The organism is Phreatobacter sp., assembly GCF_051860605.1.
Classification (GTDB): domain Bacteria; phylum Pseudomonadota; class Alphaproteobacteria; order Rhizobiales; family Phreatobacteraceae; genus Phreatobacter.
Genome location: NZ_JBHYDR010000010.1, coordinates 1 through 12,420, shown reverse-complemented (window position 1 = coordinate 12,420; position 12,420 = coordinate 1). Strand labels below are relative to the sequence as shown.

Annotated in this window: 16 protein-coding genes and 1 pseudogene; 16 read left to right on the top strand and 1 reads right to left on the bottom strand. The window is 67.7% G+C overall.

The window, feature by feature from the left end; genetic code table 11:
• Positions 1-5 precede the first annotated feature (5 nt).
• The 8 genes and pseudogenes from ACTIFS_RS16675 to pssA all read left to right on the top strand — a co-directional run bounded on the left by ACTIFS_RS16675 (position 6) and on the right by pssA (position 6,397).
• On the top strand, positions 6-830 hold the full coding sequence (locus ACTIFS_RS16675) for a segregation and condensation protein A (protein ID WP_439575251.1): 825 nt from the start codon (positions 6-8) through the stop codon (positions 828-830).
• Positions 831-844: 14 nt separating this feature from the next.
• Positions 845-1,567, top strand: a complete 723-nt coding sequence (scpB, locus tag ACTIFS_RS16670) for an SMC-Scp complex subunit ScpB (protein WP_439575250.1) — start codon at positions 845-847, stop codon at positions 1,565-1,567.
• Positions 1,564-2,673 (top strand): ABC transporter ATP-binding protein, encoded by a 1,110-nt coding sequence (locus ACTIFS_RS16665; protein ID WP_439575249.1) that lies wholly within the window; start codon positions 1,564-1,566, stop codon positions 2,671-2,673. Before scpB ends, ACTIFS_RS16665 begins: the two co-directional genes overlap by 4 nt.
• 92 nt (positions 2,674-2,765) lie before the next feature.
• On the top strand, positions 2,766-3,041 hold the full coding sequence (locus ACTIFS_RS16660; protein ID WP_439575248.1) for a twin-arginine translocase TatA/TatE family subunit: 276 nt from the start codon (positions 2,766-2,768) through the stop codon (positions 3,039-3,041).
• 82 nt (positions 3,042-3,123) lie between these two features.
• Positions 3,124-3,801 (top strand): Sec-independent protein translocase protein TatB, encoded by a 678-nt coding sequence (gene tatB, locus ACTIFS_RS16655; protein WP_439575247.1) that lies wholly within the window; start codon positions 3,124-3,126, stop codon positions 3,799-3,801.
• 26 nt (positions 3,802-3,827) lie between these two features.
• Positions 3,828-4,706 (top strand): twin-arginine translocase subunit TatC, encoded by an 879-nt coding sequence (tatC, locus tag ACTIFS_RS16650; protein ID WP_439575411.1) that lies wholly within the window; start codon positions 3,828-3,830, stop codon positions 4,704-4,706.
• Between the two features lie 67 nt (positions 4,707-4,773).
• A pseudogene (locus ACTIFS_RS16645) lies at positions 4,774-5,478 on the top strand (phosphatidylserine decarboxylase); the annotation flags it as partial.
• A gap of 31 nt (positions 5,479-5,509) precedes the next feature.
• Positions 5,510-6,397, top strand: coding sequence for a CDP-diacylglycerol--serine O-phosphatidyltransferase (gene pssA / locus ACTIFS_RS16640; RefSeq protein ID WP_439575246.1), 888 nt, complete (start codon positions 5,510-5,512; stop codon positions 6,395-6,397).
• Here pssA and ACTIFS_RS16635 read toward each other — a convergent pair whose 3' ends face one another.
• A complete protein-coding gene (locus ACTIFS_RS16635) occupies positions 6,398-6,595 on the bottom strand; it encodes a hypothetical protein (protein WP_439575245.1) in 198 nt (65 codons plus the stop codon).
• Between the two features lie 220 nt (positions 6,596-6,815).
• Here ACTIFS_RS16635 and ACTIFS_RS16630 point away from each other — a divergent pair, with 220 nt between their 5' ends.
• The 8 genes from ACTIFS_RS16630 to ureG all read left to right on the top strand — a co-directional run.
• Complete coding sequence (locus tag ACTIFS_RS16630) at positions 6,816-7,676, top strand: urease accessory protein UreD (protein WP_439575410.1); 861 nt, start codon at positions 6,816-6,818, stop codon at positions 7,674-7,676.
• 9 nt (positions 7,677-7,685) lie between these two features.
• Positions 7,686-7,988: an urease subunit gamma gene (locus ACTIFS_RS16625; protein WP_439575244.1), complete on the top strand. Its 303-nt coding sequence runs from the start codon at positions 7,686-7,688 to the stop codon at positions 7,986-7,988.
• 9 nt (positions 7,989-7,997) lie between these two features.
• Positions 7,998-8,249 (top strand): DUF1272 domain-containing protein, encoded by a 252-nt coding sequence (locus ACTIFS_RS16620; RefSeq protein WP_439575243.1) that lies wholly within the window; start codon positions 7,998-8,000, stop codon positions 8,247-8,249.
• Positions 8,246-8,551: an urease subunit beta gene (locus ACTIFS_RS16615; RefSeq protein ID WP_439575242.1), complete on the top strand. Its 306-nt coding sequence runs from the start codon at positions 8,246-8,248 to the stop codon at positions 8,549-8,551. Before ACTIFS_RS16620 ends, ACTIFS_RS16615 begins: the two co-directional genes overlap by 4 nt.
• Before the next feature lie 19 nt (positions 8,552-8,570).
• Positions 8,571-10,286, top strand: a complete 1,716-nt coding sequence (gene ureC / locus ACTIFS_RS16610; protein ID WP_439575241.1) for an urease subunit alpha — start codon at positions 8,571-8,573, stop codon at positions 10,284-10,286.
• Between the two features lie 233 nt (positions 10,287-10,519).
• Positions 10,520-11,209: an urease accessory protein UreE gene (locus ACTIFS_RS16605; protein ID WP_439575240.1), complete on the top strand. Its 690-nt coding sequence runs from the start codon at positions 10,520-10,522 to the stop codon at positions 11,207-11,209.
• Entirely contained in the window at positions 11,202-11,894 is a 693-nt protein-coding gene (locus tag ACTIFS_RS16600; RefSeq protein WP_439575239.1) for an urease accessory protein UreF, read from the top strand. The genes ACTIFS_RS16605 and ACTIFS_RS16600 overlap by 8 nt, the downstream gene beginning before the upstream one ends.
• Before the next feature lie 3 nt (positions 11,895-11,897).
• Positions 11,898-12,420, top strand: a 523-nt coding sequence (gene ureG / locus ACTIFS_RS16595; RefSeq protein ID WP_439575238.1) for an urease accessory protein UreG, incomplete at its 3' end; no start/stop codon positions are given.

Sequence of the window (12,420 nt, the reverse complement as noted above, 5' to 3'; positions counted from 1 at the left end):
GTTCCATGGCGCGACCGCCCGACAGATTTCCGGCTGCCCTGACGTTCGGCGAGGATGCCGACCGTGCCGAGGGCGAACCGGCCTTCGTCGTCGATGTCGATGGTTTCGAGGGGCCGCTCGACATGCTGCTGGCGCTCGCGCGAAGCCAGCGCGTCGATCTCGCGCGCATTTCCATCCTGGCGCTGGCCGACCAGTATCTCGCCTTCATCGAGGAGGCGCGGAAGATGCGCCTGGAACTTGCAGCCGACTATCTGGTCATGGCGGCGTGGCTCGCCTACCTGAAATCGCGGCTGCTGCTCCCCGATCCAAAGCACGACGACGAGCCGAGCGGCGAGGAACTGGCCGAGGTGCTGGCTTTCCGCCTGCAGCGGCTTCAGGCCATGCGCGAGGCGGCCGCCAAGCTGATGAACCGGCACAGGCTCGGCCGCGACGTTTTTGCGCGCGGCGCGCCGGAGCCGGTGGTCGCCGTGGCGCAGCGCCGCTGGGAGGCGACCATCTACGACCTTCTCACCGCCTATGCCCGCCAGCGGCAGACGACGGCCCTGTCCCATGTCGAGATGGTTCACCGCCAGGTCTGGTCCCTGTCGGAGGTGCGCGCGATTCTGGAGCGGCTGCTCGGCACGGCGATGGACTGGACCCCGCTGGACGTCTTCCTGGCCGACTACCTCGTCAGCGAGGATCGCCGGGCCAGCATGATCGCATCGAGCTTTGCCTCGACACTGGAACTGGTGCGCGAGGGGGCGGTGGAGGTTCACCAGGACCGGCCACTCGGCCCGCTCTACCTGCGCCGGCGGCGCGACGAACCGGGTTCCCCGTCCGGCGCGACATGATACAAGCCGGAACCATGGCGAGCGAGGAAACGGCCGGCAAGGCCTCTCTGGCAGCGGAGATCGGCGAGCCCGTCGGGGTCAGCGACGGGCCGGTGGAGCAGTTGCGCATCGTCGAGGCCCTGCTGTTCGCAGCCTCCGCCCCCCTGTCGGAGCAGGACCTTGCCCAGCGCCTGCCGCGCGGCGCCGATGTGCGTTCGCTGCTGGTGACGCTGCAGGCGTTCTATGCCTCCCGCGGTGTCAATCTGGTGCGCACCGCAGGCAAGTGGACCTTCCGGACCGCCGAAGACCTCAGTTTTCTGCTTCATACCGAAAAGCCCGAGGAGCGCCGGCTGTCGCGGGCCGCGCTCGAGACGCTCGCGATCGTCGCCTATCACCAGCCTGTCACCCGTGCCGAGATCGAGGACGTGCGCGGCGTGACGGTGGCCAAGGGCACGCTCGACCTGCTCCTGGAGACCGGCTGGCTGCGCATCCGCGGGCGCCGCAAGACACCGGGACGCCCCGTGACCTTCGGCACCACACCCGCCTTTCTCGAACATTTTGGCCTCGACGCCATTGCCGATCTTCCGGGCCTCGATGAGCTCAAGGCGGCCGGCCTGCTCGACGGGCGCGTGCCACCTGGCTTCCAGGTGCCGGTCCCGAGCGACGACCCCACGCTGCGCGAGGACGAGGAGCCGGACGACGGAGCGCTGCTGGACTTCTCGCTGGCGCCTGAGCCGGAGCGCGGGAGCGAGGCATGACACCTCCCGGCCCGGAGAGCGGCGCGCGCTGGGGACGGCGCGGCACGGCCGGCACGGCGATCGCGTCCTCGCTTGCCTTCGAGGGCCTGAGCCACGGCTATGGCCGCGTGCGGGCCCTTGCAGGCGTCGACCTTGCGATAGCGCCCGGCGAGGTGGTGTGCCTGCTCGGCCCGTCCGGCTGCGGCAAGACGACATTGCTCCGGGTCGCGGCCGGAATCGAACGCCCGCTGTCCGGCCGGGTCCTGATGGACGGCCGCGAGGTTGCCGGGCCAGCATCCTTCCTGCCGCCCGAGAGGCGCGGCGTCGGGCTGGTGTTCCAGGACTTCGCCCTGTTTCCGCACCTGACCAATCTCGCCAATGTGATGTTCGGTCTGCGCGCCCTGCCGCGCGGCGAGGCCGACGCCATCGCCCGCCATGCGCTCGACCGCGTCGGACTGGCGGACCATGCGCTGGACTATCCCCATGCGCTGTCCGGCGGCGAGCAGCAGCGGGTGGCGCTGGCGCGGGCGATTGCGCCGAGGCCGGGCATCCTGCTGATGGACGAGCCGTTCTCGGGCCTCGACAGCCGCCTGCGGGATACGGTGCGCGAGGAGACGCTCGCGGTGATGCGCGAGATCCGGGCGACCTGCGTGGTCGTCACCCATGATCCGGAAGAGGCCATGCGGATGGCCGACCGGATCGTGCTGATGCGCGATGGACGGGTTGCCCAGAGCGGAACGGCGGCCGAACTCTATCGCGCGCCCGTGGATATCGAGGCGGCGCGCTTCTTTTCGGACATGAACGAGGTGCCCGGACGGGTGCAGGGAGGCAAGATCGCCACGCCGGTCGGATATTTCCCCGCGCCCGGCCTCGCCGACGGGACTGCGGCGGTCGCCGCCATCCGTCCGCAGTCGATCCAGCCCCGGCCCCCCGGCATGTGCGTTCCCGGCCGTCTCGTCAGCCGGCGCTTCCTCGGTGAGGTGGAATTGCTGGAGATTGCGGTGGCCGGTCTCGATGCGCCGCTCAAGGCGCGGGTGCGCTCGTCGGAGGGGCTCAGGCCGGGCCGCGACCTCGGCGTCGACGTTGCCGCAGCCGAGGTTCTTGTTTTTGCCGTACCTGACGCATAGTTTCGCACTCGACACGGCGGCTTGCGCCGAACAAAACCATGCGCGCCGCGGACCGTGGGTTACCGGCGGGCAGAGCGGTCAAGGAGTGAATGATGGGTACCTTTAGCGCCTGGCACTGGATTCTGGTGGCCATTGTCGTGCTGCTGCTGTTCGGCCGCGGCAAGATCTCCGAGTTCATGGGCGATGCGGCCAAGGGCATCAAGGCCTTCAAGAAGGGCCTGGCCGAGGAGGATCCGCCGGAGCAGAAGCCGGTGGCGCCCGCAACGACCATCGACCACCAGACGCCGCCCGCCACGCCTGCCACGCCCGCTACCCCTGTGGCGGCGCCGGCCGAGACAGCCTCCTCCTCCGCTCCGAAGGCCGGTTGACGGCTTGAAGGGTTGAGGCCGTGTCGGCGGGTTCCGGCACACACAGGAGCGGGCGCGCCGGGCGCGCCCACGGGTGGTGGTGATGTTCGATTTCAGCTGGAGCGAGATTGCGCTTGTCGGCATCGTTGCCTTGTTGGTGATCGGGCCCAAGGAACTGCCTGGCGTCCTGCGCGGGATGGGGCAGGCGCTCGCCAAGCTCCGGTCCATGGCATCGGACTTCCAGTACCAGTTCAATCAGGCGCTGCAGGAAGCCGAGGTCGACAAGGTCAAATCCTCGATCGACAGCGTCAGCGATTCGGTCTCGAAGAGTGCCTCGTTCGATCCGATCGACTTTGCGCGCGACAAGATCCAGTCGACGGTCGACGAGGTGAAGGGAGCCCTGAATCCCGCCGATCCCGCGGCGGGCACGATCGGGCCGCCGGCGCCGGATGCGGTTGCCCAGGCCATTCCCGCGCCGCCCGGCTACACGGTCGATCCGGCATCGATCCAGAACCAGCTTGCCGCTCCGCCCGCGGCTGACAAGCCGCTGCCTCTGTCCGGTGCCGCGTCCGAGCCCCCGGCGGCCTTCCAGGCGGCGGTCTCCGGCGACACGGGACAGGCGGACAAGCCGGCCGATGAGCCCGCCGAGCCGCCGGCCAAGCCGCGGCGCAGCCGGAAGGCAGCCGCCGAGGCTCCCGAGCCTGAGCCCGGGGCAGGGACAGCAGATGCCCCCGTCGAAGACGCGGCGCCGAAGAAGCGCGCCCGAAAGGCCAAGGAATGACCGCCCCACCTGCCAAGGAAGAGCGGCTGAAAGCCGACGAGGATGCTATCGACGCCTCGAAGGCGCCGCTGATCGATCATCTCATCGAGCTGCGGTCGCGCCTGATCAAGGCGATGCTCGGTTTTCTCGTCTGCTTCATCTTTTCCTTCGCCTTCTCGAAGCAGATTTTCCAGATCCTCGTGCTGCCCTATGAATGGGCGGCAGACTACCTGTCCATTCCGCGTTCGGACGTGCGGCTGATCTACACCGCACCGCTGGAATATTTCTTCACCCAGCTGAAGATCGGCATGTTCGGCGGCGCCTTCCTGGCGTTTCCGGTCATTGCCATCCAGCTCTACAAGTTCGTCGCGCCCGGCCTCTATTCCCACGAGAAGGATGCGTTCCGGCCCTATCTGATCTGGACGCCGGTCTGCTTCTTCGCCGGCGGGCTCTTCGTGCTGGTTTTCGTGATGCGCGCGCTGATGCTGTTCTCGCTCAGCATGCAGCAGGCTCCCTCCGATACCGCGACGGCCATCCAGTATCTCGGCCGGGTCGAAGATTATCTCAGCCTGATCATGACGCTGATCTTCGCCTTCGGCATCTCGTTCCAGCTGCCGGTGATCATCGCGCTGCTGGGCCAGATCGGGGTGGTGGACACGGAGTTCCTGCGGTCAAAGCGGCGCTACTTTATCGTCGTTGCCTTCGTCCTTGCTGCCATCCTGACGCCCCCCGACGTGATCAGCCAGCTGTCGCTCGCACTGCCGCTCTGCGGACTTTACGAACTCAGCATCTGGATCGTTGCGCGCATGGAGCGGCGTCGGGCCGCCGAGCGGGCGGAGGAGGATGCGGCCGAGGCTGCCGAGGAGGCTGCCGAAGCTGCCGCCGCCGCGGCCAAGGACGACGCGCCGGCCAAGCCCGCAGGGTGAGGCCGGCCGCCGCCGGCATTGACCTTGCGCTCGGCCGGCGGCTAGACAGCCCCTCCAACGCGAGGCAGCCATGTCCATCATCGACAGCATCCGGACCACCGTGCTGGTGCCGGTCCATCGCGAAGGCTACCCGTTCATCGCGATCGCGGTGGCGGGAACGCTGCTGCTCCTGTGGTTCGGTGCCTGGCTGACCTGGCCCATGCTGGCGCTGACCGTCTGGGTGGTGCTGTTCTTCCGCGACCCGGCTCGTGTAACGCCTGTCAGGGCGGGCCTGGTGGTGGCGCCAGCCGACGGGCGCATCTCGCGTGTCGGCAAGGCGGTGCCGCCCGCCGAACTCGGCCTGGGCGATGCTCCTGTCCCCTGTGTTTCCATCTTCATGTCGGTCTTCGACTGCCACGTGAACCGCTCGCCCGTGGCCGGACGACTGGTCAAGCTTGCCTACCGCCCGGGACGGTTCCTGAACGCCGATCTGGACAAGGCCTCCGAGGACAACGAACGGAACGGCCTGGTCATCCGTACGGATCATGGCGATTTCGGCGTGGTGCAGATTGCCGGACTGATCGCCCGTCGGATCGTCTGGTGGGTGGAGGAGGGCGCCTCGCTGAGTGTCGGCGAGCGGTTCGGCATGATCCGGTTCGGCTCGCGCGTCGACGTCTATTTCCCCCTCGGCGCGCAGCCGCTGGTCGCGGAAGGCCAGCGGTCCATCGGCGGCGAGACGGTGCTGGCCGATATGGGCTCGACCGAGCAACAGCGGCTGGTGCGGGTTGGCTGACGCCCGCACCTATCCGCGCTAGGCTGACGCCATGTCATCGCTGTTCCAGCCGTTCACGCCCGACCGCAACGAGCCGCCCCGCCGTCGCTTCCGGCCGGTGCCGCTGCGCCTGCTCATTCCCAACCTGATCACGCTGCTGGCGCTCTGTGCCGGACTCAGTGCCATCCGGATGGCCATCGAGGGGCGGATCGACTTTGCCGTCTATCTGATCCTTTTGGCCGCCGTGCTCGATTCGATGGACGGGCGGATCGCCCGCCTGCTCAAGGGCACGTCGAAATTCGGCGCCGAACTCGACAGCCTGGCTGATTTCGTCAGCTTCGGTGCCGTTCCCGTCGTGGTTCTCTACCTGTGGGGGATGAACCAGGCCGGTCCCATCGGCTGGATCGCGGTGCTGGTTTTCGCGATCTGCGGGGCGCTGCGCCTTGCCCGCTTCAATGTCCAGATCGACGACCCGAATCGCCCGGCCTGGATGGGCAATTTCTTCACGGGCGTGCCGATACCTGCCGGCGCCGTGCTGGTCATGCTGCCGATCTATCTGGACAATGTCGGTGTGCCGCGCGGGCTGATCCATCCCTGGCTCGTCACCGGCTACACCATGGCGATCGCGTTGCTGATGGTGTCCAAGCTGCCGGTCTTCTCCGGCAAAAAGCTTGGCTCGCGGGTTCCGCGCGAAATGGTCCTGCCGCTGTTCGTCGTGGCGATAGCCTTCGTCGCCCTGATGATCAGCTATCCCTGGACCGTGCTGGCCGTCGGCACGGGACTGTATCTGGCCTCGCTCCCCTTCGGTGTCGCCAGGGCGCGGGAACTGGCGCGCGAAGAGGCTGCCGCCAGGGCCGCGGGCATTGAGACCGGGGCCGAGGATGCCGCGCTGGATGATCCGGTTGCCGCCGAACCGCCGGACCCGGCGGAGGGCCGCTGATCAGCGACCGCGCCAGCGGCCGATGGCCGCCACCCGCTCGCACAGGGCACTGGCCGGATAGGCTCGGCGCAGGACGGCAAAGGCTTCGGCATCGGTGGACGGGATGAGGCGCGCGAGCGTCAGGACCATTGCATCGCCATCGTCGACGGGCCGCCTGAGCGACAGGGTGCCGGTCGGTACTGGATGCGGCTCGGCCACGACGGCCTCCGATGGCTTCGGTTTCAGACGACTCGCTGCACTGGGACTGTTGAAGCGAAAGGGTCGCCCCTGAAGGTTAACGATTCGTGTCACGACAGGAATGCCTGAATCCGGCCCGCGGTTCCGGCCCGTTCGAGCGGCATGGCGGACGTCCTGTTGCCTAACATCTCGGCTTGCAGGGGATGCGGACCGAATCCAGAATTGGACAAAAGGGGTGACGATGCAGGGTGTGGAGGCGGTCGAGGGAAGGGCGTGGCGGAAGCCTGCGCCGGCGCTGGAGCGCGCTCAGGGTGCCGCGCGTCTGGTTTTTGCCCGCCGTGGCGACGCAACCGTCCTCAGGCAGGCCTATCAGGAGGCCGCTGTCCGGGTGCTCAGGCCGCGGGTCGAGCCCGGCGAGGACATTGAGGCCGTGCTGATCAACACCGCCGGCGGGATCACCGGCGGTGACCGGTTTTCGCTGGATATCGCGCTGGAGCCGGGCACGCGGGCAACGGTGACAACCCAGGCAGCGGAGAAGGTCTATCGCTCGTCGGGCGGCATCGGCACGCTGACCACCGCCATCCGGCTCGACAGCGGGGCGCATCTTGCCTGGCTGCCGCAGGAGACGATCCTGTTCGATGGCTCGGCGCTGGAACGCCGGCTGGACGTCGCCATGGCGCCGGACGCAACCCTCATCGCGGCGGAATCTATCGTGTTCGGCCGCATTGCCCGCGGCGAGCGCGTGGAGGCGGCCTCGCTGTTCGATCGCTGGCGCATCCGCCGCGGCGGGCGGCTGATCTTCGCCGAGGGGCTGAGGCTCGAGGGTCCGGTGGCCCATGCGCTGCTTGCCAGGGCGGCCGGCGCCGGCGCGGTTGCCAGCGCGCTGCTGCTGGTTGTCGCGCCCGATGCCGAGCCGCGGCTGGAGGGGTTGCGCGAGCGGATCGACACTCTTGCCGCCGAGGGCGTCGAAATCGGCGCAAGCGCCTTTGAAGGCATGCTTGCGGTGCGCCTCGTGGGGAGAGATGCTTTCGCCCTGCGGCTGGCTCTCGCCGCGCTTCTCGAACATCTGCGCGGGCCGCTGCCGCGCGTCTGGTCCTGCTGAGGAAGCCTCATGAACCTGTCCCCGCGCGAGAAGGACAAACTGCTGATCTCGATGGCCGCAATGGTCGCGCGCCGGCGCCTGGAGCGCGGCGTGAAGCTGAACTATCCGGAAGCGATCGCGCTGATCTCGGATTTTGTCGTGGAGGGTGCCCGCGACGGCCGCTCCGTGGCGGACCTGATGGAAGCCGGCGCCCATGTCATCACCCGCGATCAGGTGATGGCGGGCATTGCCGAGATGATCCACGACATCCAGGTGGAGGCGACCTTTCCGGACGGCACCAAGCTCGTCACCGTCCACGACCCGATCCGCTAGGAGCCAGCCATGCTCGACCTGCGCCCCAATTGCGAATGCTGCGACCGCGACCTGCCGCCGGATGCGCCGGACGCAATGATCTGCACCTTCGAATGCACATTCTGCGCTGACTGTGCCGCCGATCCGCTCAAGGGCGTCTGCCCCAATTGCAGCGGAGAGCTCGTGCGCCGTCCGGTCCGCCCGGCGGCGAAGCTGGAGCGTTTCCCGGCGTCCACCAGGCGTGTCCTCAAGCCGCAGGGCTGCGCGGGAGCAACCCCATGAAACCCGGCGAGATCATTCCTGCCGAGGGCTCCATCGAGCTCAACCAGGGCCTCAACAGCGTGACGCTGACCGTCTCCAATACCGGCGACCGGCCGGTGCAGGTCGGCTCGCACTACCATTTCTTCGAGACCAATCCCGCGCTTGCCTTCGACCGCGACCAGGCGCGCGGCATGCGCCTCGACATTCCGCCGGGAACCGCCGTCAGGTTCGAGCCCGGCCAGACCCGCACCGTGACGCTCGTGCCCTATCGCGGCTCCAAGACCGTCTACGGCTTCCGCCAGTCCGTCATGGGCAGGCTCTGAGCGCTTCCGGGAGATCTTCATGCCCTACAGGATGACCCGCGGCGCCTATGCCGACATGTTCGGCCCGACGGTCGGCGACAAGGTCCGGCTCGCCGACACCGAATTGTTCGTCCAGGTGGAGAAGGATTTCACCACCTATGGCGAGGAGGTGAAGTTCGGCGGCGGCAAGGTGATCCGCGACGGCATGGGCCAGAGCCAGATCACCAACCGGGCAGGGGCGGTCGACACCGTCATCACCAATGTCCTGATCATCGACCACTGGGGCATCGTGAAGGCCGATGTCGGCCTGAAGGAGGGCCGCATCGCCGCCATCGGCAAGGCCGGAAATCCCGACGTCCAGCCGGGCGTGAACATCATCATCGGGCCCGGCACGGAGGCCATCGGCGGCGAGGGCAAGATCCTCACCGCCGGCGGGTTCGACGCGCATATCCACTTCATCTGCCCGCAGCAGATCGAGGAGGCGCTGATGAGCGGGCTCACCACCATGCTCGGCGGCGGCACGGGTCCGGCCTCCGGCACCACGGCGACCACCTGCACGCCCGGCCCCTGGCACATCGCGCGGATGCTGCAGGCGGCGGAAGCCTTCCCCATGAACCTTGCCTTTGCCGGCAAGGGCAATGCCTCGCTGCCCGATGCGCTTGTCGAGCAGGTGGAGGCGGGGGCCTGCGCGCTCAAGCTGCACGAGGACTGGGGCACGACTCCGGCCGCCATCGACAACTGCCTGTCCGTCGCGGACGACTACGACGTCCAGGTGATGATCCACACCGACACGCTGAACGAGAGCGGCTTCGTCGACGATACGATCGACGCGTTCAAAGGCCGCACCATCCACGCCTTCCACACCGAAGGGGCGGGCGGCGGCCATGCGCCCGATATCATCAAGGTGGCCGGCGTCGAGAACGTCCTGCCGTCCTCCACCAATCCGACCATGCCCTACACCGTGAACACGATCGAGGAGCACCTCGACATGCTCATGGTGTGTCACCACCTCTCGGCCTCGATTCCCGAGGATGTCGCCTTTGCCGAGAGCCGCATCCGCAAGGAGACCATCGCCGCGGAGGATGTTCTCCACGACATGGGCGCGCTCTCCATCATGGCCTCCGACAGCCAGGCCATGGGCCGGGTGGGCGAGGTAATCATCCGCACCTTCCAGACCGCCCACAAGATGAAGGTGCAGCGGGGTGCGCTGCCTGAGGATGTCGGCACCGGCGCCGACAATTTCCGGGTGAAGCGCTACATCGCCAAGGTGACGATCAATCCGGCCATCGCACACGGCCTGTCAAAGCATATCGGCTCGGTGGAGGTCGGCAAGCTGGCCGATCTCGTGCTGTGGGAGCCCAAGTTTTTCGGCGTGAAGCCGGCGCTGGTGCTGAAATGCGGCACGATCGCCGCAGCCCCCATGGGCGACCCCAATGCATCCATCCCGACGCCTCAGCCGATGCATTACCGGCCGATGTTCGGCGCCTTCGGCAAGGCGATGACGGCCTCCTCGGTCACCTTCGTGTCGAAGGCGGCCCATGAGAAGGGCGTCCACCGGGAACTCGGGCTCGAGCGGATCGTGCTGCCGGTGGAGAACACCCGCGGTGGCATTTCCAAGAAGAGCCTGATCCATAACGGCGCGACGCCGCAGATCGAGGTGCATCCGGAGACCTACGAGGTGCGGGCCGACGGGGAGCTGCTGACCTGCGCGCCGGCGACCGAACTGCCCATGGCGCAGCGGTATTTCCTGTTCTGATCAGGCGTTCGCCAAGGGCCTCCAATTGGGCTATTGCGTCCTTCGAGGCTCGCTTTCGCTCGCACCTCAGGATGAGGAACGGGGTCAATGGCATCAGCACGGGTGAGGCGCGGTTGGCACGCTTCAACCGCCACAGATGCAGGCCTCACCCTCCTCATCCTGAGGTGCGAGCGAAAGCGAGCCTCGAAGGACGCACTTCGATTCTGCAAGGCGCCCCAACGACGAGACGTTCCATGATCCGCGCCACAAAAGTCCTCGATCCCCATTCCTTCGCCGAAGGCTCGGTCATCGACCGCGTCGTGCTCGACTATGACGACCGCCATCGCCGCCGGCTCGCGATGGAGGGCGTGGAGGGCACGGCCTTCCTGCTCGACCTTGCCGAGGCCGTGCCGCTCGTCTCCGACAGCGGGCTGGAACTGGAGGATGGCCGCGTCGTCATGGTCGTGGCTGCGGCCGAGCCGCTGGCCGAAATCCGCACGAGCGATCCGAACCACATGGTCCGCGTCGCCTGGCATCTCGGCAACCGCCACCTGCCGACGCAGATCATGGGCACGCGGCTGCGCATCCGGCGCGATCACGTCATCGAGGACATGGTGCGCGGCCTCGGCGCGAAGGTGGTGCCCATCGAGGCGCCCTTCGACCCCGAAGGCGGTGCCTATGGCCACGGCACCGTGACCGGTCATGATCATGGGCATTCCCATTCGCATTCGCACGGGCATTCCCACGACCATCATCACCATGGTCATGGTCACGATCACGGTCACTCCCATGCGCCGAAGCCGCGCGACGTGCTGGCCGTGAAGACAGGGGGCCATGTCCACGACGATGCCTGCGGCTGCGGACACGACCACACCCATGATCACGCCCACGACCATGGCCACGGGCACGCGCACGGCCATCGGCACGACCACAAGCATGACTGAGCCGGCCGCTCCGGCGGCGCTCTATCGCCTGCTCGCCTGGATGTCGCCGGCCTATCCGGTCGGCGCCTTCTCCTATTCGCACGGCATCGAATGGGCGGTTGAGACGGGCGACATCACGAGCCTTGGGACGCTGGTCGACTGGCTGGGCGTGGTGCTGCCCGAGGGGTCGGGGCTGGCTGATGCGACCTTATGCGCCCATGCGCACCGGGCGGTCACCGCCCGCGACGGACAGGCGCTCGCCGAAGTTGCGGAACTTGCGCTCGCCTTCCAGCCCTCGAAGGAGCGACGGCTGGAGACCTCGGCGCAGGGCAATGCCTTCATGCTGGCGACCGAGGCGGCCTGGCCGGCGCCGGGGCTTGCCTTGCTGCGTGCCTCATGGACGGACGCCGTCGCCTATCCGGTGGCGGTGGGGGCGGCGACGGCGGCCCATGGCATCGACGAGGCAACCGCCATCCACGCCTTCCTCCACGCTGTGGCCGCCAATCTGATCTCGGCGGCGGTGCGGCTCGTCCCGCTTGGCCAGACGGACGGACAGCGGGCGCTGGCCGGGCTTGAACCGATGGTCGTGCAGACGGCCGCCGCTGCGCGCGTGACGGCGCTCGACGACATCGGCGGCCATGCCCTGCGGTCGGACCTCGCCTCCATGCGCCACGAGACACAATATACCCGCCTGTTCAGGAGCTGACCCATGCCTTCACCCCACGGACCTCTGCGCGTCGGCATCGGCGGACCGGTCGGCTCCGGCAAGACCGCACTCATGGACGCCCTCTGCAAGGCGCTGAAGGGCACTTACGAGATCGCGGCGATCACCAACGACATCTACACCAAGTGGGATGCGGAATATCTGATGCGCTCCGGCGCGCTGCCGACCGAGCGCATCATGGGTGTCGAAACCGGCGGCTGCCCGCACACCGCCATCCGCGAGGACGCCTCGATCAACCTGGCGGCGGTGGCCGAGATGCGCCAGAAATTCCCGGAACTCGACCTGATCCTGATCGAATCCGGCGGCGACAATCTCGCCGCAACCTTCTCGCCGGAACTGGCCGACCTGACGATCTACGTCATCGACGTGGCGGCGGGTGAGAAGATCCCGTCGAAGGGCGGGCCGGGCATCACGCGCTCGGACCTTCTGGTCATCAACAAGACCGACCTTGCCCCGCTGGTGGGTGCGGACCTCGGCAATATGGACCGGGATTCCAGGCGCATGCGCG

Bases quoted from the DNA above. Each gene is read 5' to 3' on its own strand.
- ACTIFS_RS16675 (WP_439575251.1), top strand. From the start codon at position 6: ATGGCGCGACCGCCCGACAGATTTCCGGCTGCCCTGACGTTCGGCGAG.
- scpB (WP_439575250.1), top strand. From the start codon at position 845: ATGGCGAGCGAGGAAACGGCCGGCAAGGCCTCTCTGGCAGCGGAGATC.
- ACTIFS_RS16665 (WP_439575249.1), top strand. From the start codon at position 1,564: ATGACACCTCCCGGCCCGGAGAGCGGCGCGCGCTGGGGACGGCGCGGC.
- ACTIFS_RS16660 (WP_439575248.1), top strand. From the start codon at position 2,766: ATGGGTACCTTTAGCGCCTGGCACTGGATTCTGGTGGCCATTGTCGTG.
- tatB (WP_439575247.1), top strand. From the start codon at position 3,124: ATGTTCGATTTCAGCTGGAGCGAGATTGCGCTTGTCGGCATCGTTGCC.
- pssA (WP_439575246.1), top strand. From the start codon at position 5,510: ATGTCATCGCTGTTCCAGCCGTTCACGCCCGACCGCAACGAGCCGCCC.
- ACTIFS_RS16630 (WP_439575410.1), top strand. From the start codon at position 6,816: ATGCAGGGTGTGGAGGCGGTCGAGGGAAGGGCGTGGCGGAAGCCTGCG.
- ACTIFS_RS16625 (WP_439575244.1), top strand. From the start codon at position 7,686: ATGAACCTGTCCCCGCGCGAGAAGGACAAACTGCTGATCTCGATGGCC.
- ACTIFS_RS16620 (WP_439575243.1), top strand. From the start codon at position 7,998: ATGCTCGACCTGCGCCCCAATTGCGAATGCTGCGACCGCGACCTGCCG.
- ACTIFS_RS16615 (WP_439575242.1), top strand. From the start codon at position 8,246: ATGAAACCCGGCGAGATCATTCCTGCCGAGGGCTCCATCGAGCTCAAC.
- ureC (WP_439575241.1), top strand. From the start codon at position 8,571: ATGCCCTACAGGATGACCCGCGGCGCCTATGCCGACATGTTCGGCCCG.
- ACTIFS_RS16605 (WP_439575240.1), top strand. From the start codon at position 10,520: ATGATCCGCGCCACAAAAGTCCTCGATCCCCATTCCTTCGCCGAAGGC.
- ACTIFS_RS16600 (WP_439575239.1), top strand. From the start codon at position 11,202: ATGACTGAGCCGGCCGCTCCGGCGGCGCTCTATCGCCTGCTCGCCTGG.